Source organism: Romboutsia timonensis (assembly GCF_900106845.1).
Classification (GTDB): Bacteria; Bacillota; Clostridia; order Peptostreptococcales; family Peptostreptococcaceae; genus Romboutsia; species Romboutsia timonensis.
On record NZ_LT629850.1, the window covers coordinates 1,174,615 to 1,194,651 of the forward strand.

The following is a 20,037-nucleotide window of genomic DNA, read 5'->3' on the forward strand; positions in this document are numbered from 1 at the left end:
AAAATTTATAAAATCCATAAAAATTATTTTTCTAATGTGATAAATTAAATATCTTTTTAGAAAGATGAATAAATAAATCTAAAATTCGCTTCGCTTGAGCGACGTGTCGGCGAAACATTTCATTTCGCCAACGGTATATCCTTGCTCCCGCTACGGATAAATCCGTTGCTCAAAAATATCACTTTTTACTTTTGCAAATTTGTTAATATTATTTATTTTCATAGGTCATCCAAATTTTTTATGACATAATTTCCGTATATCTAAAAAAAATTTTTTATAAAAATATTATAACATAAAAGTGGTAAAATATTACAAAATACTAAATAAAATTTACATTTTGGTAAAAAAATAAATAGATATTAAATCATGTCTTGTAAAAATTTGCCAAATGATTATTGACAATAAATATTTTTAGGAATATTATGTAATTACAGATAGGGAAAAGAAAATTATAAAAATATAATATATATTGTTTAGGAGGTAAATTTAAATGGGGCTTAGAGGACTTAAGGCAAAAAGGATGTTAATGGGAGTTACTCAACAAGAGATTTCTAAAGAAATAGGGATTGCTTGCAAAACGTATAATTTAAAAGAAAATGGTGTAAATGATTTCAAATTAAGTGAAGTTTCAAAAATTAGTAAGTATTTAGACTTAAGTGCACAAGAAATAAAAGATATATTTATAAATTGTAATGAATTTTAAGATAAAAATTTTTATAATCTTACTTACCAAATGGTACATATAAACAAAGGAGGATAATCAAATGGAAATAAATAAGGTGTTTAGAAATAAGGAATTTGGGGAGCTTAGCGTAATAGTTAAAGATAAAAAAGAGTATTTTGAAGCAATACCAGTGGCAACTATACTAGGATATCAAAATCCAAGAGGTGCAATACTTAGACATTGTAAAAAAGAAGGGGTACTGTTTCAAGACGTAAGGGTAGTAACTGGAGTAAAAAAAGATGGAAGTAATGCAGAAAAAGTAGTATCTAAAAAATACATAAGTGAAGGAAACCTATACAGATTAATCATGAAGTCAAAATTGCCAAGTGCAATAAACTTTGAAAACTGGATAATGGATGAGGTAATTCCAGAGATAAGAAAACATGGGGCATACTTAAATGATGATGTAATAGAAAAAACACTTAAAGATCCAGACTTTATAATACATTTAGCAACAGAGCTTAAAAAAGAAAGACAAGAAAAACTAATGGCACAAAGAAAAGTTGAAAACTTAGAAGCAATAATTACAATAGATACACCTTACACAAACTTTGGAAAAAAGGTTGCAGTAAGTTCTGATGCAATAACTATAGGTCAATTTGCAAAACTACTTAGAAATAACGATATAGTAATTGGTAGAAACAGATTGTTTACATTACTAAGGGATAGGGGCTATCTTATAAAAAAGGGAAAAGACAAAAACATGCCAAAGCAAACATACCTAGAACAAGGACTATTTAAAATAGCCGAAAATGTAGTTAAAACTGTTGAAGGAGAAATACTATCAACTACAACTTTAGTGACAGGAAAGGGACAAATGTATTTTTTAGATTTACTAAGCAATTAGATTATTAAAAATTATAAATTTAATATAAAAGGGGATAAGATTATGATATTTTTAAACAAAAACAATTCTAAAAAAGAATCAATGACAAACGAAGAATTTGTAGAAGCTGTAAAATATATATTAAACCATGAATTACTTTCTTTAAATGATAAAAACAATTCAAAAGAAAACCCACTAATATTAGTTGATAAAGAAGCCAGATTAAATCGATATGATGTAATATGTAGCTATATAAAAGAATTAGAAGCAGAAAAAAAGTCCATAGAAAACTTTTTTAAAAGTGAAATGGATGGATATGAAATAGCTTATATAGGTGATAGAAAGCTTACATTTAAAAATCAAAGTAGAAGTACAATAGATACACAAAAATTAAGAACAGAATTACCAGATATAGCTAATATATACACAAAAACAACAACATCAAAAGTGTTTAAAATAAGCCAAAGAGTATTAAAGAATGTGTAGGTGAAATTTATGGCAGCGTATCGTCACATACACATAGATTATTGGCAAGATAGCTTTGTACTAGACTTAACTCCAGAAGAAAAGTATTTTTATATATACTTAATGACAAACAGCAAAACAACTCAATGTGGAGTATATAGTTTACATAATAGAATTATAGAAACGGAAACGGGATACAACAGAGAAACTGTAGAAAAGCTTATACAAAGATTTATAGAATATAAAAAGATATATTATTGTGAAGAAACTAAAGAAATATACTTGGTAAATTGGATAAAACACAATATGTCAAACAGTCCTAAAGTACAAAAGTGTATAAAAAAAGAAATAGAGAATATTAAAAATAAAGAATTTGTAAAACTTTTATATAAGTCCTTTGAAGACTTAGGATATAACATAGAAAATGGGGAAAATAATCATGGAAAATATAACAAAGAGTATAGAGAATCTAAACATGCCAAATCACTTAAAAATGAGAATGAGAAAACTTATAAAAGCACAACAAATGATGAACTTGAACAACTTAGAAAAAGATTGGGATAATAGTAGTTATAAATGCAATAAATGTAGAGACCTTACCTTTATAATAAATGATGGTGTAGCAACACCATGTGAATGTAGAGCAGTTAAAGAAGCTAAAGATATTTTAAGAAAAAGTGGAATAAGTGAAGAATTTAGAAATAAAAACTTTGAAAACTTTAAAACTATAAATGATAGCCAATCTATAAATGCCTATAACAAAGCTAGGGAATATTCTAATAACTTTCATATTATAAAAGATAGTACTCAAAACTCAATAATGTTTATGGGACAACCTGGGTCGGGAAAAACTCATTTATCACTTAGCATTGCAAATGTATTAATGGATAATGGTGTAGGAGTTGTTTATATGGGATATAGGGATGTAATAACACAAATAAAGCAAAATATTATGGATGAGGTTTACTATAATAAAGTTATGAATAGGTATAAAAATGCAAAAGTACTTTTAATAGATGATTTATTCAAGGGAAGCATAAGTAAAAGTGATATAAATATAATGTTTGAGCTTATTAATTACAGGTATTTTAACAAGTTGCCAGTGATAGTTAGTACCGAACTTAGTATAGAAAACTTGGTTAATATAGATGAGGCTTTAGGTAGCAGGTTAATTGAGATGTCAAAAGATTTCCTAGTAGGAATAAGGAATAAAAAATTAAATTATAGGATTTACGGATAGTAAAGATAAATTATTTACAATCATTATACATTTATTTTTGAATTATGAATATATCACTGATTTTATATCTATTATTGGTGTTATTTTAGTTATTGTAGGTTAGTACTCAAAAGATTGACAAATTTCAATTTAGCGAATAGATTTAATGAATAATATTAATATATCATGAAGTAGGCTAACAAGGCCTAAAATAAAAGTCCTTATATTTAGGACTTTTATTTTTTTACCCTTAAAATAGATTATAGTATACTAATTTTAATACAAAAAGCATTAGGAAAATTTATAGAATATATGCTATACTTAATATATAAATTAAACATGTAGATTAATGTGAAATATAATTATAAAAGTTTCGTAAGAATTAATAGGGAAATTGGTGCAAATCCAATGCGATCCCGTCACTGTGATAAAGGGTTAGTTTTTATACCACTGAGTAAATATACTTGGGAAGGAAAATCTAACAATGCTTTTTAGCCAGGAGACCTGCTTTTATAAGTTAAAACATAACTTACGGTGTATAAGTGTGTTAAAAATACCTAATTAATAGGTTTATTTAGTGCGCACTTTTTTAAAGAAGTGTGCTTTTTTACGTTTAAGGATATTATAATTTATATTTTACTTAAAAGAATAACTATAAAAGAGGAAGTGATTTAATGAAAGATATAAATTTAGCTAACTTTAGTAAGTTTAGAAATCAAAAACAACAAGGATACATAAATGTAAGTGGTACTAATATCAAACTACCAATAACCATAATTTGTGGTAAAAAAGAAGGAAAAACTGCTTTGATAACAGGAGGAGTTCATTGTGCAGAGTATGTAGGAATAGAAACTGCCATAGAATTATCAAAGGAAATAAATCCAGAGGATATAAGTGGAAATATTATAATTGTGCCATTAATAAATCGTAGTGGATTTGAAAATCGTACAATGAGTGTTGTTTATGAAGATGGAAAAAATTTAAATAGAGTATTTCCAGGTAATGAACAAGGTAGTGTAAGTGAAAAAATAGCATACTTTATGGAAAAAGAATTATTTAAAATAAGTGATTATTACATAGATTTACATTGTGGAGATGGATATGAAGAATTAACTCCATATGTATATTATCAAGGTGTAGCAAGTGAAGATGTAACATCTAAATCAAAGCAAATGGCTATGGCTATTAATCCAAAGTATGTCGTAGAATCTCAATCTAATAGTGGTGGAGCATATAACTATGCTGGTTCAATAGGACTACCAGGGATTTTAATAGAAAGAGGATGTATGGGTAAATGGAGCAAAGAAGAAGTAGAGGAATATAAAATAGATGTAAAAAATGTTTTAAAAGAACTTAACGTTTTATCAGGAGAAAAGGTAGATAGAAATAATGATACAAAAGTTATAACAAATACTATCTATGAAAACTCTATGTATACAGGGTGTTGGTATTCAAACTACAAAGTAGGCGATATTGTTTCAAAAGGCGATGAACTTGGAACAGTTAAAGACTATTTTGGAAATATACTACATACATGTATAGCAAAAGTAGATGGAATTATTCTATATCAAGTTGGAAGTTTATCAATATTAAAAGATGGACCTATGATAACTTATGGAGAAATATAAATATTAGGGGGAAACAGATTGAGTAAAAAGCAGTTGATAAACAGAATAATACAAATAATAATAGTTCTATTTGGCATTAGTTTGATTACTTTTACATTGATATATTTAGCACCTGGTGACCCAGTAAGAACCATGTATGCAGCATCTGGAATGATACCAAGTGAAGATGTTATTCAACAGATAAGAGAGTCAATGGGACTAAATGATCCATTTTTTGTTCAATATTGGAATTGGTTAAGTTCTTGTTTAAGAGGTGATTTTGGAATTTCATATTCTACAAAAAAACCTGTTATAGATATCATATTATTAAAATTAGTTCCAACTTTAAAATTAGCTTTTATGTCATTAATAGTTATGTTAATAATAGCAGTTCCTTTTGGGATATTGGCTGCAGTTAAAAAAAATAAAGTAATTGATTTTCTTATTAGCGGTACAACTTTTTTAGGATTATCTATACCTAACTTTTGGGTAGGATTAATGCTTTTATATTTTATAGCATTAAAGTTTAAGTTATTGCCAGTAGTATCTACAGGTGATGGAATTGAAAAAATGATTTTACCTGTATTAACACTTGCATTTTCAATGGCAGCAAAGTACACAAGACAAGTTCGTACAGTTGTACTTGAAGAATTAAATCAAGATTATGTAATTGGTGCAAGAGCAAGAGGAATAAAAGAAAATATTATTCTTTTAAGACATGTACTTCCAAATTCTCTTTTACCTCTTATAACTTTGCTAGGATTATCACTTGGTTCTTTATTAGGAGGAACTGCAGTAGTAGAAGTTATATTTTCTTATCCAGGTCTTGGGAATATGGCAGTTTCAGCAATAACATCTTATGATTATCCTTTAATTCAAGCCTATGTAATGTGGATAGCATTAATCTACATGATAATAAATCTACTTATAGACATTTCATATAAATATTTAGATCCAAGGGTTAAAGAAAGAGGATAGACATGAGTAAAATTAAGGAATTTATAAAAAAAAATAAAATATTTTCATTGCTTATAGTAGTTGCCATTGCAATTATTTCAGTTGGTATATTTGCACCGATAATAGCACCATACAGTCCTTTTGAAGGAAATTTATCTGATGCACTTCAACCACCTAGCAGCGAGCACATATTTGGTACAGACAAGCTTGGAAGAGATGTATTTTCTCGTGTTGTTTATGGTACAAGAATATCTCTTACAGCATCATTGGTACTTGTTATTTCAATTTTTACAATTGGTACAACTTTAGGAATACTTTCTGGATACTTTGGAGGAATTGTAGATGAAATTATTATGAGAATTTCAGATATAATGATATCTTTTCCTGGAATGGTACTTGCAATTTCACTGGCAGGAATCATGGGCTCAAGTGTAGACAATGCAGTAATAGCAATAATGGTAGTAAGCTGGACTAAATATGCAAGATTATCAAGAAGCTTAGTATTAAAAATAAAAGAAACTGATTATATTTATGCAGCAAAGATAAGCGGATGTAAGACAATACATATTATTACAAGGCATATAATACCTAATATTATACCAACATTAATAACTACAGCAACTACAGATATAGGAACGATGATATTAGAGTTGTCATCACTTTCATTTCTTGGATTTGGGGCACAATCACCACAGGCAGAATGGGGATTAATGTTAAATGAAGGACGCGCATATATGCTTGATTGTCCTTGGCTAATGATATATCCAGGATTAGCAATATGTATAGTTGTAGTAGTATACAATCTTTTAGGTGATAACTTGAGAGATATTTTAGATTCAAAAAAAGCTATAGAAGAAGTAGAAATAGAAAAAGTAATATAAAAATGACAAAGGGAGAGTCTTATGAAAATTAAAAGAAAAATAATAAAACTATTAAGTACAGCATTTATAATATCCATGATGGGGTCGATGCTAACTGGATGTTCAAGTAGTACAGCTGATACATCAAATATATTAAATTTTGGATGTACAAATTTTTCAGACTCATTAGATCCAGCAGCAATGCCTAATGCAGCTTGGTGTGTTTCTCGTTATGGTATAGGAGAAGCTTTATTTAGATTTGATGATCAAATGGAAGCAGACTACTATTTATGTGATGACTACTCAGTAAATGATGATAATACAGAATGGACATTCCATATACGTGATGGAGTTAAATTTTCAAATGGTAAAGAGCTAACAGCTTCAGCAGTAGTGGAGTCTATTGAATATATGTATAAACAAGAAAATAGTGGAAAAGGAAGCTCCGCACCTTCAGTATATATGAAATATGATTCTATAAAAGCAGATGATGAATCTAGAACGGTTACTATTAAAACCAGTAAACCACATACAGATTTAACTAAAACTTTAGCACATCCATATTTCTCAATATTAGATATGGAATCAGATTTAGTTAATAAACCAGTTGGAACAGGACCATATGCAATAGATAAATATGATACAGGTATTTCTATATCTATGGTAGCCAATGAAAACTACTGGAAAGAAGAAGTACCATATGAAAAATTAAATGTTATATTTATAGATGATAATACTACAAAATCTATGGCTCTTCAAAATGGAGATGTTGATGTTGTAGAAAACATAACAACAGCTAACGATTTAAAAACATTAAAAGAATCATCAGAATATAATGTATCACAAACAGTAGGAGTTAGAACAGGATTTGCATATATAAACCATAATGGTGTTTTAGCTAATGATGATTTAAGAAAAGCAATTCTTACAGCAATTGATGATGACACTTTATGCAATATAACTGTTGGAGGATTATATACTCCAGGAGCTTCAGTTTTACCATCCACTTTAGATTATGGATATGATAAATTAAATGATACTATTTCTTTTGATGAAGAGAAAGCAAAGAAAATCTTAGATGATGCAAAAATAGTTGATAGTAATAAAGATGGATATCGAGAACTAGATGGAAAAAACATTGAATTAAACTTTCTTACATATGACAGTAGAAATCTAACTGATTTTGCAGAAGGTGTAGCACTTCAACTTGAAAAGATAGGTATAAAAGTTAATGTCAAAAAAACTGATGCAGATACAGAGTGGAATATGCTTGTATCTGGAGAATATGATTTACTTAATACTAACTGGATGACAGTTCAAGATGGAAATCCATATGGATACTTAGATAACTGGTATGGAAAATCAAATGCTAACTACTGTGGATATCAAAATGATGAATACGATAAGATATATGAAGAATTATCAACAGAAATGAATGAAGAAAAACGTAAAGAAATGATACAAAAATTACAGCAAATATTAATAGATGATGCAGCAGTTATGGTACATGGATACTATAATAGTAATATGTGTAGTGACAAGTCTGTAGATGGTGCACAGATAAGTGTTGCAGACTACTACTGGATAAGTACAGATATAAAACCAGCTAAGTAAGATAAAAATAGGAGATTATATTATGATAAATATCAACAATATTACAGTACAATATGGAAATAAGAATCCTTCTATAGTAAATCTTAGTATGGATATGAAACCAGGGGAAATAGTTAGTATAGTAGGAGAAAGTGGTAGTGGAAAAACTACATTAATACGTTCTATAATGGGGCTACTTCCAGCAGGAGGTAAGATAACAAATGGAGATATTGTATTTAATGGGAAGTCCCTTTTATCTTACTCAAGGGATGATTGGAATAAAATTAGAGGAACTGAATTATCTATGATTTTCCAAGATTGTGGAGCAATGATTAATCCAATTAGAAAAATTGGAAATCAGTTTATAGAATACATAAGAACACATGAAAAAATGTCTAAAGAAGAAGCTAGCAAAAAAGCTATAAATATGTTAGGACAAATGATGCTTTCAAACCCTGATAATATAATGAAAAGCTATCCATTTCAATTAAGTGGAGGTATGCGTCAAAGAGTAGGAATTGCCATGGCAATGACATTTAATCCAAAGCTTTTAATTGCAGATGAACCAACAAGTGCACTTGATGTAACTACTCAATCTCAAATTATACGAAATATGTTAGAACTTAGAGAAAAGTTTAATACAGGTATTATTATGGTTACTCATAACTTAGCAATAGCAGCTTATATATCTGACAAAATAATAGTTATGAAAGATGGAAAAATAGTAGAACAAGGAAGTAGAGATAATATAATAAATAATCCCAAAGATGAATATACTAAGGAGTTACTTAATTCTGTGTCAAATTGGGAGGAGAAATTATATGTCTAAAAGTAAAAATATATTAGAAATAAGAAACGTTACTAAAAAATTTAATACTCCTAATAATAAAGTTTTAACTGCTTGTGATAATATTTCTCTTGAATTTGAAGAAGGAAAAATTCTTGCGATAGTAGGAGAGAGTGGATGTGGGAAAAGTACTTTAATGAAAATGATAGTTCAATTGGAGAATGTCACATCTGGTGAAATTTTATATGAAGGTGAAGATATTACTAAATTAAAAGGTGAAAAACTTCGCCAAAATAGAAGACATATTCAAATGGTATTTCAAGACCCTAATACATCATTTAATCCAAGAATGAAAGTAAGAGATATAATTTGTGAACCTCTTTTCAACTTTGGGTTAATAAAGAAAAATCAAAGGGACGATATTGCAAAAGAATTTCTAGAAATGGTTGATTTACCGAAGGATTTTTCTAATAGATATATTCACAATATGAGTGGAGGACAACGACAACGTATAGGAATAGCAAGAGCTTTAACTCTTAACCCTAAGGTTGTTATTTTTGATGAATCTACATCAGCTCTTGATGTATTAACACAAAAGAAGATAATAGATTTAATTATAAAACTACAAAAAGAAAAAAATATTACTATAGGACTTGTTTGCCATGATATACATTTAGTGTCTCAAATAAGTGATAAAGTTGCTGTTATGTATTTGGGAAATTTAGTTGAAGTTATTCCAGGAAGAAAGCTTCAAGGAGAATGTAAGCATCCTTATACACAAACTTTAATATCTTCAACTTTTCATTTAAACATGAATTACTCTAAGAAAATTGAAAATATTAAGGAAGCAGAAAATCCTATAGATATTTCAAAAGGATGTCCTTTTAAAAATCGTTGTAAATATTCAATTGAAATCTGTAAAGATAAAAAGCCTGAATTAAAGTTAGTTTCAAAAAATCATTATGTAGCTTGTCATCTTAATAATGGGGAGGAAGAATGATGCAAAATGACCTTACAAAAGGACCTATAGGAAAGGGAATTTTAGTATTTTTATTACCTTTATTAGCAAGCACTTTAATACAGCAGTTATACAATACTGTAGACTTAATTTTTGTTGGTAAATTCTGTGGAACAAAAGCAACAGCAGCCATATGAGCAAGTAGTTTAATTATAACTTGCCTTATTGGCTTTTTTAATGGAATGGCAGTTGGAACAAATGTAGTAACTGCACATATTTATGGAAAACAAGATGAAAAAGGATTAAAAAATATAATTCAGACAGTTTTTATGGTCGGATTATTTGGTGGTTTAATATTAACAATAATCGGGATATATTTTGCACCAATATTTTTAAGATATATGAATACGCCAGATAGTATTCTAGATATAGCCATCAAATACCTAAGAATATATACATTAAGTATGATATCTGTAGTTATATATAATCTTTTATGTGGTATTTTAAGAGCAATAGGAGACTCTAAATCGCCAATGAAGTTCCAAATTTTTGGTTGTCTAGTCAATGTTGGGGCAGATTTTATTTTCATAGTAATATTAAAAATGGGTGTAGAAGGAGCTGCCGTAGCAACTTTCTTATCTCAAGCTCTTACAGCAATATTAACAATTGTTTATTTTTACAGACGTATAGAAGAGCCAAAATTACAGTTTACCCTGAGTATATTTAACAAGGAAATATTTAGAAGGATACTGATGATTGGAATTCCAGCTGGAGTTCAATCAATTGTAATTACTTTATCAAATATAATTATTCAGTCTCAGATAAATTCATTTGGAGTAGATGCCATAGCTGCATTTACCGCATATTTTAAAATAGAATTGATTCTATATTTACCTATTATAACATTAGGTCAAGGATTAGTATCATTTGTTGGTCAAAACTATGGAGCTGGTCAGTACGATAGAATAAATAGAGGTATCAAATCTGCAATGATTGTAAGTGTAATAATTACTATGGGAGTAAGTACATTAATGATAATAAATTCAAAATATATTTTTGGTATATTTACATCTAATAGTGAGGTTATTAGGTATGGGTGGAATATTGTATCAATAACTTTCCCATTTTACTTCTTATACGCTATTTTAGAATGTTTAAGCAGTCAAATTAGAGGGAGGGGGATATCAATACCACCAATGGTTATCACCTTGCTTAGTTTTTGTGGTATCAGAATAATGTTTTTAATAGTTCTATTAAGAAAATATAATAGTATATCAAGTATAGCTATCACATTTCCAATATCATGGTTATTTGCAGTTATATTAACAAGTATGTATAGTTATTATACTTTTTCTAAAGAATCAAAAGAAACTGTTTGCTAAATTTTAGCAAATAGTTTTTTACTTTTAGAGAAACTTATAAATTATTATTTCTACGATTCGTCTCAACCATTGAAATCCACTAACTAGGTACCTTATAATAAAGTACCTAATTTTTTTAAAAAAAGTTCTTGATTTAAAGTTAACTCCAACTATTATTTTATAACTAAAAAGAAAAATACAAATTTAAGGAGGGATATTATGAAAGTATTATTAGTAAATGTTATCTCAAATAAATAAGAACCATTTCCTAATATTTACATATGATATATAGGACAATATTTATATCATAAAAAGGGGAGTCAACAATGAAAAAAAATTATTGGCAAGAATATTGGGAAAGTTATTTCAACTTTATGGCTTTATATCTTAGTGAGTTAAGAAATAGATATCCTAATGCAGATATTAAACATGAATACACAGAAGTTGCTAAATTATTTGAACCTTCTATGCCACCTGAATATTACGAGATTTATGATGAATATGACGAAGGTGGAGAAAATAACAACTTACCAGAAGATAATGATCCACCAGCTACACAACCTGGAGGTGGACAAACTCCTAATCCTTTTATATTACCAGGAGGTGTGCAATTTCCTAATCCTTTTGCACCGCCGGGTGGAGGGCAACCCTCTAATCCTAATACACAACCTGGAGGAGGACAAACTCCGACACCTTTTATATCACCAGGAGGAGGGCAATTTACTATAAATAACTGTAGAAGGATGGCAATANATCAATTGTAATTACTTTATCAAATATAATTATTCAGTCTCAGATAAATTCATTTGGAGTAGATGCCATAGCTGCATTTACCGCATATTTTAAAATAGAATTGATTCTATATTTACCTATTATAACATTAGGTCAAGGATTAGTATCATTTGTTGGTCAAAACTATGGAGCTGGTCAGTACGATAGAATAAATAGAGGTATCAAATCTGCAATGATTGTAAGTGTAATAATTACTATGGGAGTAAGTACATTAATGATAATAAATTCAAAATATATTTTTGGTATATTTACATCTAATAGTGAGGTTATTAGGTATGGGTGGAATATTGTATCAATAACTTTCCCATTTTACTTCTTATACGCTATTTTAGAATGTTTAAGCAGTCAAATTAGAGGGAGGGGGATATCAATACCACCAATGGTTATCACCTTGCTTAGTTTTTGTGGTATCAGAATAATGTTTTTAATAGTTCTATTAAGAAAATATAATAGTATATCAAGTATAGCTATCACATTTCCAATATCATGGTTATTTGCAGTTATATTAACAAGTATGTATAGTTATTATACTTTTTCTAAAGAATCAAAAGAAACTGTTTGCTAAATTTTAGCAAATAGTTTTTTACTTTTAGAGAAACTTATAAATTATTATTTCTACGATTCGTCTCAACCATTGAAATCCACTAACTAGGTACCTTATAATAAAGTACCTAATTTTTTTAAAAAAAGTTCTTGATTTAAAGTTAACTCCAACTATTATTTTATAACTAAAAAGAAAAATACAAATTTAAGGAGGGATATTATGAAAGTATTATTAGTAAATGTTATCTCAAATAAATAAGAACCATTTCCTAATATTTACATATGATATATAGGACAATATTTATATCATAAAAAGGGGAGTCAACAATGAAAAAAAATTATTGGCAAGAATATTGGGAAAGTTATTTCAACTTTATGGCTTTATATCTTAGTGAGTTAAGAAATAGATATCCTAATGCAGATATTAAACATGAATACACAGAAGTTGCTAAATTATTTGAACCTTCTATGCCACCTGAATATTACGAGATTTATGATGAATATGACGAAGGTGGAGAAAATAACAACTTACCAGAAGATAATGATCCACCAGCTACACAACCTGGAGGTGGACAAACTCCTAATCCTTTTATATTACCAGGAGGTGTGCAATTTCCTAATCCTTTTGCACCGCCGGGTGGAGGGCAACCCTCTAATCCTAATACACAACCTGGAGGAGGACAAACTCCGACACCTTTTATATCACCAGGAGGAGGGCAATTTACTATAAATAACTGTAGAAGGATGGCAATAGTTAGGATAGTAATGAGAAGAGGTTTTACACCTTCTGAGTTCCATTTGATAGTAGATAGAGCTGATAATAGAAGTATTCAAGGATTTAGAATAGCTTGCGAAGGTGGTAGAATTAGATTTGTACCAATGGCTGTAGATTATAGAAATATTAATTTTATAGAATGTGCATTTTAGATAAACTTAAGTTTTAATAAGAATATGAAAGGTATTGATTTAAAAATCAATACCTTTTTATTTTAATTATTATTTAATAGAGCTTAAACTTAATAACATAGTCCACAAGGTACATAACCTTTAGACTTAGCTTCCTTTATTAAAATAACATTATAACCATATCTAAATTGATACTAGTATATTGAAAGTTAAATATAGCTTTCTTATAATATAATTATAGACAAGTTACTAGTTAATAAAAAATGTTCAAATAATCGGGGGCGTAAAAATGAATAAAAGACAAGAAGAACTATTGACTATACTAATAGGGGAAGATGATTATATTAGTGTTGAAGATATAATAAGTAGATTAAAATGCTCAGAAAGAACTATAAGAAACTATATAAAAGACATAAACAGTTGGCTTAACACATTTTCTAATATGTATATATATCGAAAAGCAAATTTAGGAATAAAACTTACAGATGAAAAAAAAGAAAGAAATATATTAAATCAAAAACTAAGAATAGAAATAAAAAGAGTAAATAGTGACATATATAAGCAAATAGAAATTTTGAACCTATTATTAATCTCTAATAAGGCTAAAGTAAATATATCAGATATTTGCAATATTTTATATATAAATAAGAATCTAGCCAGAGAAGAAATAAATAGATTAGCTAGTAATTTTAAAGAATATGAATTGGAATTAATTATAAAGAAGAATTCTGGGATAGTAATTAATGGAAGTGAAAAAAATATAAGAATAATGTTAGTTGATCATATTTGTAGATATATAGAAAAATTTAGATTAAATATGGAAGACGTAGGCATTTTTCATATAGCAGATATATTAGTAAGCAAAAATATAATGAATATAATAGAAGACAAATTAAATTTTAGATTTACAGACACATCATTTAGACAGCTCATGGTATTTCTTATAATTAATATTATAAGAGTAAGACAAGGAAATTCATTAACATCATCAGAAGAATATAATTATGACAAAATTAATAATATAATAGATGAAATTGATAATGAATTGATGACAAATTTAGCAATAAATTTAAATAAAAGTGAAAAAATATTTTTAGTATCTTTAATATATAGTATGAATAAAGAAGGAATTTATAAAGACCGATTATATATAGATAAAGATATAGAGGATTATACTAAAAATCTTATATATTTAGTATCAAAAGAATCTGGAATAAACTTTTGTGAAGATATTTTACTTTATGAGCAATTAGCATTTCATATAAATACAACATTAAATCAATTAAAAAATAATGTTAATACAAAAAATCCAATACTTGAAAGTATAAAAGGAAAATACTATTTCTTATTCAATATAGTATTAGATGTAATTAAAAATAATATATATAAAAATATTACAGAAGATGAAGTAGGATATATTACTCTGTATTTTCAAGTTTCACTTGAAAGAAAGAGTGGGAAAAGAGAAGATATAAAAAGAATATCAATAGTATGTCCTCATAGCTTTGGAGTAAGTACACTATTAAAAGTAAAAATAGAAAAAAGATTTCCAGATATAATTATTGTAGAAACTATACGAGAAGAAGATTTAAATAACAATAAATTTAATAAAAATATAGACTTCTTGGTAACATTAAGAGATTATATAAATATTGATATACCTACATTTATAACAACACCTTTATTTACAAAAGAAGATGAAAATAAATTAAAAGATTTTATATCTAATATAAATCTTAAAGATACTTCTTATAGTATTTTAAATAAACTTATGATTTCAGATTATTTTATACAAGAGATTGATTTTGATGATATTTTTGAAGCTATAAAATACTTAGCAACATCTTTATATAAAAAGCATTATGTTAAAGAGGAGTACATACAATCTATAATTGATAGAGAAAAAATATGTCCAACCTGTATAGGAAATGAAATTTTATTACCTCATGGAGATATAAAATTTGTTAAGCAATCAATACTTTGTTTTGCAAGGCTAAAAAAACCTATAAAACTAGATAATGGTCAATTAATAAGTATAATAATTATGTTACCTTATAAAAATGACGATAGAGAAGAATTTAGAGAATTATTTAAAGAAATTGAGCTATTAATAGATGATAAGGAAATGATAAAAAAATTAAATAGTTGTAATATAAAAGATATAAAGCATATATTGATTTAAATTTTTAAAAAAGCATAATTTTTCCTCAAAATGGAAAAAATTGTGCTTTTTTTAATTATATTAACAATATAATTAAATTAACAGAGTAAATTTATTAAGAGGGGGAGAACATGAAAGAAGGAATTAAGATAGTAACTATAGGCGGAGGATCTAGTTATACACCTGAATTGATAGAGGGATTTATAAAAAGACATGATGAACTGCCAGTAAAAGAATTATGGTTAGTTGATATTGAAGAAGGAAAAGAAAAATTAGAAATAGTATCAAATTTAGCTAGAAGAATGGTAAAAAAAGCTAATATAGATATGAAAATATATTCAACATTGGATAGAAGGGAAGCTTTAAAAGATGCTGATTTTGTAACTACACAATTTAGAGTAGGTCAATTGGATGCAAGGATAAAAGATGAAAGGATACCGCTATCTCATGGATTAATTGGTCAAGAAACCAATGGTGCTGGAGGATTATTTAAAGCATTAAGAACAATTCCAGTAGTACTAGATATAATAAAAGACATTAAAGAGTTATGTAGTGATGCATGGCTTATAAACTTTACAAATCCAGCAGGTATTGTTAGTGAAGCTGTTTTTAGATATACAAACTTTAAAAAATACATAGGTTTATGTAATGTACCAATAGGTATAAAAAATAATTTAGCACAATTGTTAGGGGTTGATTCTAGTAGACTAGATATGGATTTTGCAGGTTTAAATCATATGGTTTATGGACTTAATGTAAAACTTGATGGTGAAGATATAACTAGTGAAGCAATAGTTAAGTATATAGAAGGCAATATCACTATGAAAAATATAAAAGATATAGAATTTAATAAGGAATTTATAAAAGCTTTAGGTGTTATCCCTTGTCCATATCATAGATATTACTATAAGTCAGCTGATATGCTTGAAAGTGAATTAGAAGAATTTAAAGAAGGAACAATTAGAGGTCAAGTAGTTAAAAAATTAGAGGAAGAATTATTTGAACTTTATAAAGATGAAAATCTTGATATAAAACCACCTCAATTAGAAAAAAGAGGAGGAGCTTATTATAGTGATGCGGCCTGTAATTTAATAAACTCTATTTACAATAATAAAAAGGATATACAAGTAGTTAATACATTAAATAATGGGGCTATAAGTGATTTTAAAGATGATGAAGTTGTTGAAGTAAGTTGTGTTATAACAAAGGATGGACCAAGACCAATTTCTATGGGATACTTACCAACAGCTATAAGTGGATTAGTAAGACAAATAAAATCATTTGAACTTTTAGCAGCAAAAGCAGCTGTTACAGGAGATTATGATACTGCATATTTAGCGCTTTGTATAAATCCATTAACACCATCGGATGATGTTGCAAAGGTAGTATTTGATGAATTGATAGATGCTCATAGCAAATATCTTATAAAAAATAGGGATATAGAAGGTGAAAAAGTTGAGTAAATTAATAGTTAATGCAGATGATTTTGGATACTGTGAGGCTGTAAACTATGGAATCATATCTGCACATAGAAATGGAATAGTAACTTCGACAACAATAATGGCTAATATGCCCGGATTTGATCATGCTGTAAACTTATTAAAAGAAAATAAGGATATTGGTTGTGGAGTTCATATGACGTTAAGTTGTAATAAACCACTGAATAATAAGTTTAAAAGCTTAGTTGATGAAAATGGTATGTTTCATAGAAGGATAAATGAAGAAGTTGTAAATAAAATTGATTTAGATGAATTATATTATGAATTTTGTTCTCAAATAGATAGAGTGAAAAATGCAGGTGTTGAAATATCTCATTTAGATAGCCACCATCATGTTCATACAATCCCACATTTTAAAGATGTTATAAAATCTATAATGAATAAATATAATTTAAAAATAAGAGGTGGACTTGATCATAAATTTGATTATAAGGAAAGAGTTATTCCTTGTATAGATTCATTTTATGATAAAAATGTTGATGTAGAGTTCTTTAATAATAATATAGAAGAAATAAAGTCTTATGATGTTTGTGATTTAATGACACACCCAGCATTTATAGATAATTATTTATTAAATTCAACTTCATATGCTATAAATAGAGCAAAGGAATATGAAATATTAACTAATAAAAAAATAAAAAAATTTCTAAATGAAAATGAAATAGTTTTAACTAATTATAAAAATATATAACAAATAATTTGGAGGAGAAAATGGAAGAGATAGTTTTAAATATTATAATACATGCAGGAAATGCAAAAGCAAAACTTTATGAAGCACTTCAAGCTTCAAAAGAAAATGATTTTGATAAAGCAGATAATCTTTTAAAAGAAGCTGATGAAGAAGTGTTAAATGCTCATAAAATACAAACTAAGTTAATACAAGGTGAATCAGCAGGAGATAAAACTGAAATATCAATGTTATTAATTCATTCTCAAGATCATTTAATGACTTGTATGAGTGAAAAAAATCTTATAAGAGAAATTATTGAATTAAGAAAAGAGCTAAAAAATAAAAATTAAATTATATAAAAATATTAGGGGGAATAAAAAATGAAAAAGAAAATTTATTTATTTTGTAGTGCAGGGATGTCAACTAGCTTATTAGCTAGCAAAATGCAAAAGGTAGCAGATGAACATAAATTACCAATAGAAGTAGAAGCTTTTCCATATTTAGAAATAGATAAGATTGTAGAAGAGAAAAATCCAGATTGTATATTATTAGGACCTCAAGTTAAGTACATGTACAATGAAATAAAATCAAAATTTGAAACAGAATCATTACCAGTATCAGTAATAGATATGACTGATTATGGAACTATGAATGGAGAAAAAGTTTTAAAAACAGCAATAAAGTTAATAAAAGCTAGCAAAGCATCAAATGCTTAAAATATATTAAAAATTATGTGGGAGGGGGATAAAAAATGAATAAATTTATGTCAAGTCTTGAAAAAGTGCTTATGCCTTTGGCTGAAAAAATAGGCCAAAACAAATTGCTTATAGCAATAAGAGATGGTTTCTTAGTATCATCTCCACTATTAATAATAGGTTCAATATTTTTATTAATAGCTAACTTTCCAATTCCAGGTTGGACAGAATTCTGGGCACAGTTTTTTGGTCCTGATTGGACATCAAACTTATCACATCCAGTTGCTGCAACATTTGATGTAATGACATTACTTGCAGTATTTGGAATAGGTTATTCTTATGCAAAGCAAACCGATGTTGACCCAATAGCATCAGCTGCAGTAGCAATGGTTGCATTTTTCATATTAACTCCATTTAGTATAGGATATACTCCAGAAGGTGCAACAGAAGCAGTATTAGTTAGTGGTATACCTTTAGGATGGATGGGATCTAAAGGTATGTTTGTTGGTATGATAACAGCAATAACTTCTGTTAAATTATTTGGTGCAGTTACTAAAAAAGGTTGGGTAATAAAGATGCCAGATGGTGTTCCTCCAACTGTTGCAAAATCATTTGCAGCACTTATACCAAGTGCAGTTGTAATGGTAGTATATTTTATAATTAATACATTATTTGGATTAACTCCTTATGGTAGCGTACATGAATTCATATATAAATTTTTACAAATGCCATTATTACATTTAGGAAATAGTTTAGGTGCAATGGTAATAGCATACATATTCTTACATTTCTTCTGGTTCTTTGGAATAAATGGAGGAAGTGTTGTAGGTGCAGTATATAATCCAATATTAAAAATATTATCAGCTGAAAATTTAGAAGCATTTAAAGCTGGAGTTGAAATACCAAACATAATAACTGGTCAATTTCAAGATATGTTTGCTACTTTCGGAGGAGCAGGAAGTACATTATCTCTTTTAATAGCTATGGTATTAATATGTAAGAGCAAACGTATTAAATCATTAGGTAAATTATCAGTATTACCAGGTATATTTGGTATAAATGAACCAATAATATTTGGTTTACCAATAATGTTAAATCCAATATTATTAGTACCATTTGTATTAGTTCCTACTGTAAATATAATAATAACTTATTTCTGTATGGCATCAGGATTAGTTCCTTTAACAAATGGTGTACAATTACCATGGACTACACCAATAATATTCTCAGGATTTTTAACAACAGGATGGCAAGGAGCAGTACTGCAGGTAATATTACTAATTTTAGGAGTATTTATGTATATGCCATTTATAAAAATGCTTGATAATCAATACTTAAAAGAGGAAGAAGAAAATAAAGAAGAAGATTTAGATGAAGACTTATCATTTGATGACTTAACATTCTAGGAGGGAGT

21 protein-coding genes and 1 riboswitch are annotated in these 20,037 nt (G+C 27.8%); all 21 genes read left to right on the forward strand.

Annotated elements, in window-relative coordinates; genetic code table 11:
- The first annotated feature begins 490 nt into the window (after positions 1-490).
- The 21 genes from BN7997_RS08125 to celB all read left to right on the forward strand — a co-directional run bounded on the left by BN7997_RS08125 (position 491) and on the right by celB (position 20,029).
- Positions 491-703 carry a helix-turn-helix transcriptional regulator gene (locus BN7997_RS08125; RefSeq protein WP_071120313.1) on the forward strand — a complete coding sequence of 71 codons (213 nt, stop codon included), beginning with the start codon at positions 491-493 and terminating at the stop codon, positions 701-703.
- Between the two features lie 61 nt (positions 704-764).
- Positions 765-1,571 carry a phage antirepressor KilAC domain-containing protein gene (locus BN7997_RS08130; RefSeq protein ID WP_071120314.1) on the forward strand — a complete coding sequence of 269 codons (807 nt, stop codon included), beginning with the start codon at positions 765-767 and terminating at the stop codon, positions 1,569-1,571.
- Positions 1,572-1,613: 42 nt separating this feature from the next.
- Positions 1,614-2,036, forward strand: a complete 423-nt coding sequence (locus tag BN7997_RS08135; protein WP_071120315.1) for a hypothetical protein — start codon at positions 1,614-1,616, stop codon at positions 2,034-2,036.
- 9 nt (positions 2,037-2,045) lie between these two features.
- Positions 2,046-2,579 (forward strand): hypothetical protein, encoded by a 534-nt coding sequence (locus BN7997_RS08140; RefSeq protein ID WP_071120316.1) that lies wholly within the window; start codon positions 2,046-2,048, stop codon positions 2,577-2,579.
- Positions 2,545-3,255 (forward strand): ATP-binding protein, encoded by a 711-nt coding sequence (locus tag BN7997_RS08145; protein WP_242873439.1) that lies wholly within the window; start codon positions 2,545-2,547, stop codon positions 3,253-3,255. Before BN7997_RS08140 ends, BN7997_RS08145 begins: the two co-directional genes overlap by 35 nt.
- Positions 3,256-3,585: 330 nt before the next feature.
- Positions 3,586-3,760, forward strand: a riboswitch (cobalamin riboswitch).
- A 148-nt stretch (positions 3,761-3,908) separates the two neighbouring features.
- On the forward strand, positions 3,909-4,862 hold the full coding sequence (locus BN7997_RS08150) for a M14 family metallopeptidase (protein ID WP_071120317.1): 954 nt from the start codon (positions 3,909-3,911) through the stop codon (positions 4,860-4,862).
- An 18-nt stretch (positions 4,863-4,880) separates the two neighbouring features.
- On the forward strand, positions 4,881-5,819 hold the full coding sequence (gene nikB / locus BN7997_RS08155; RefSeq protein ID WP_071120318.1) for a nickel ABC transporter permease: 939 nt from the start codon (positions 4,881-4,883) through the stop codon (positions 5,817-5,819).
- Positions 5,820-5,821: 2 nt separating this feature from the next.
- The gene (gene nikC / locus BN7997_RS08160) at positions 5,822-6,679 is read left to right on the forward strand and encodes a nickel transporter permease (RefSeq protein ID WP_071120319.1); all 858 of its coding nucleotides are present in this window, start codon (positions 5,822-5,824) and stop codon (positions 6,677-6,679) included.
- A 21-nt stretch (positions 6,680-6,700) separates the two neighbouring features.
- On the forward strand, positions 6,701-8,272 hold the full coding sequence (locus BN7997_RS08165) for an ABC transporter substrate-binding protein (protein ID WP_071120320.1): 1,572 nt from the start codon (positions 6,701-6,703) through the stop codon (positions 8,270-8,272).
- 22 nt (positions 8,273-8,294) lie between these two features.
- The gene (locus BN7997_RS08170) at positions 8,295-9,080 is read left to right on the forward strand and encodes an ABC transporter ATP-binding protein (protein WP_071120321.1); all 786 of its coding nucleotides are present in this window, start codon (positions 8,295-8,297) and stop codon (positions 9,078-9,080) included.
- A complete protein-coding gene (locus BN7997_RS08175; RefSeq protein WP_083335050.1) occupies positions 9,073-10,038 on the forward strand; it encodes an ABC transporter ATP-binding protein in 966 nt (321 codons plus the stop codon). The genes BN7997_RS08170 and BN7997_RS08175 overlap by 8 nt, the downstream gene beginning before the upstream one ends.
- The gene (locus tag BN7997_RS15570; protein ID WP_154665240.1) at positions 10,038-10,193 is read left to right on the forward strand and encodes a hypothetical protein; all 156 of its coding nucleotides are present in this window, start codon (positions 10,038-10,040) and stop codon (positions 10,191-10,193) included. Before BN7997_RS08175 ends, BN7997_RS15570 begins: the two co-directional genes overlap by 1 nt.
- Positions 10,194-10,208: 15 nt before the next feature.
- A complete protein-coding gene (locus BN7997_RS08180; RefSeq protein WP_278335266.1) occupies positions 10,209-11,378 on the forward strand; it encodes an MATE family efflux transporter in 1,170 nt (389 codons plus the stop codon).
- A 775-nt stretch (positions 11,379-12,153) separates the two neighbouring features.
- Positions 12,154-12,714, forward strand: a complete 561-nt coding sequence (locus BN7997_RS08190; RefSeq protein ID WP_242873440.1) for an MATE family efflux transporter — start codon at positions 12,154-12,156, stop codon at positions 12,712-12,714.
- 305 nt (positions 12,715-13,019) lie between these two features.
- Positions 13,020-13,619, forward strand: a complete 600-nt coding sequence (locus tag BN7997_RS08195) for a hypothetical protein (protein ID WP_071120325.1) — start codon at positions 13,020-13,022, stop codon at positions 13,617-13,619.
- A gap of 268 nt (positions 13,620-13,887) precedes the next feature.
- The gene (locus BN7997_RS08200; RefSeq protein WP_071120326.1) at positions 13,888-15,780 is read left to right on the forward strand and encodes a BglG family transcription antiterminator; all 1,893 of its coding nucleotides are present in this window, start codon (positions 13,888-13,890) and stop codon (positions 15,778-15,780) included.
- Between the two features lie 110 nt (positions 15,781-15,890).
- Positions 15,891-17,222 (forward strand): 6-phospho-beta-glucosidase, encoded by a 1,332-nt coding sequence (locus BN7997_RS08205; RefSeq protein ID WP_071120327.1) that lies wholly within the window; start codon positions 15,891-15,893, stop codon positions 17,220-17,222.
- Entirely contained in the window at positions 17,206-17,949 is a 744-nt protein-coding gene (gene chbG, locus BN7997_RS08210) for a chitin disaccharide deacetylase (RefSeq protein WP_242873404.1), read from the forward strand. Before BN7997_RS08205 ends, chbG begins: the two co-directional genes overlap by 17 nt.
- Before the next feature lie 20 nt (positions 17,950-17,969).
- Positions 17,970-18,278, forward strand: a complete 309-nt coding sequence (locus BN7997_RS08215) for a PTS lactose/cellobiose transporter subunit IIA (RefSeq protein WP_071120329.1) — start codon at positions 17,970-17,972, stop codon at positions 18,276-18,278.
- Between the two features lie 30 nt (positions 18,279-18,308).
- Positions 18,309-18,644, forward strand: a complete 336-nt coding sequence (locus BN7997_RS08220) for a PTS sugar transporter subunit IIB (RefSeq protein WP_071120330.1) — start codon at positions 18,309-18,311, stop codon at positions 18,642-18,644.
- Between the two features lie 35 nt (positions 18,645-18,679).
- Positions 18,680-20,029, forward strand: coding sequence for a PTS cellobiose transporter subunit IIC (celB, locus tag BN7997_RS08225; protein ID WP_071120331.1), 1,350 nt, complete (start codon positions 18,680-18,682; stop codon positions 20,027-20,029).
- The last annotated feature ends 8 nt before the right edge of the window (positions 20,030-20,037 follow it).

Coding starts and splice junctions, on each gene's coding strand:
- BN7997_RS08125 (WP_071120313.1), top strand. CDS start 491: ATGGGGCTTAGAGGACTTAAGGCAAAAAGGATGTTAATGGGAGTTACT.
- BN7997_RS08130 (WP_071120314.1), top strand. CDS start 765: ATGGAAATAAATAAGGTGTTTAGAAATAAGGAATTTGGGGAGCTTAGC.
- BN7997_RS08135 (WP_071120315.1), top strand. CDS start 1,614: ATGATATTTTTAAACAAAAACAATTCTAAAAAAGAATCAATGACAAAC.
- BN7997_RS08140 (WP_071120316.1), top strand. CDS start 2,046: ATGGCAGCGTATCGTCACATACACATAGATTATTGGCAAGATAGCTTT.
- BN7997_RS08145 (WP_242873439.1), top strand. CDS start 2,545: ATGAACTTGAACAACTTAGAAAAAGATTGGGATAATAGTAGTTATAAA.
- BN7997_RS08150 (WP_071120317.1), top strand. CDS start 3,909: ATGAAAGATATAAATTTAGCTAACTTTAGTAAGTTTAGAAATCAAAAA.
- nikC (WP_071120319.1), top strand. CDS start 5,822: ATGAGTAAAATTAAGGAATTTATAAAAAAAAATAAAATATTTTCATTG.
- BN7997_RS08165 (WP_071120320.1), top strand. CDS start 6,701: ATGAAAATTAAAAGAAAAATAATAAAACTATTAAGTACAGCATTTATA.
- BN7997_RS08170 (WP_071120321.1), top strand. CDS start 8,295: ATGATAAATATCAACAATATTACAGTACAATATGGAAATAAGAATCCT.
- BN7997_RS08175 (WP_083335050.1), top strand. CDS start 9,073: ATGTCTAAAAGTAAAAATATATTAGAAATAAGAAACGTTACTAAAAAA.
- BN7997_RS15570 (WP_154665240.1), top strand. CDS start 10,038: ATGCAAAATGACCTTACAAAAGGACCTATAGGAAAGGGAATTTTAGTA.
- BN7997_RS08195 (WP_071120325.1), top strand. CDS start 13,020: ATGAAAAAAAATTATTGGCAAGAATATTGGGAAAGTTATTTCAACTTT.
- BN7997_RS08200 (WP_071120326.1), top strand. CDS start 13,888: ATGAATAAAAGACAAGAAGAACTATTGACTATACTAATAGGGGAAGAT.
- BN7997_RS08205 (WP_071120327.1), top strand. CDS start 15,891: ATGAAAGAAGGAATTAAGATAGTAACTATAGGCGGAGGATCTAGTTAT.
- BN7997_RS08215 (WP_071120329.1), top strand. CDS start 17,970: ATGGAAGAGATAGTTTTAAATATTATAATACATGCAGGAAATGCAAAA.
- BN7997_RS08220 (WP_071120330.1), top strand. CDS start 18,309: ATGAAAAAGAAAATTTATTTATTTTGTAGTGCAGGGATGTCAACTAGC.
- celB (WP_071120331.1), top strand. CDS start 18,680: ATGAATAAATTTATGTCAAGTCTTGAAAAAGTGCTTATGCCTTTGGCT.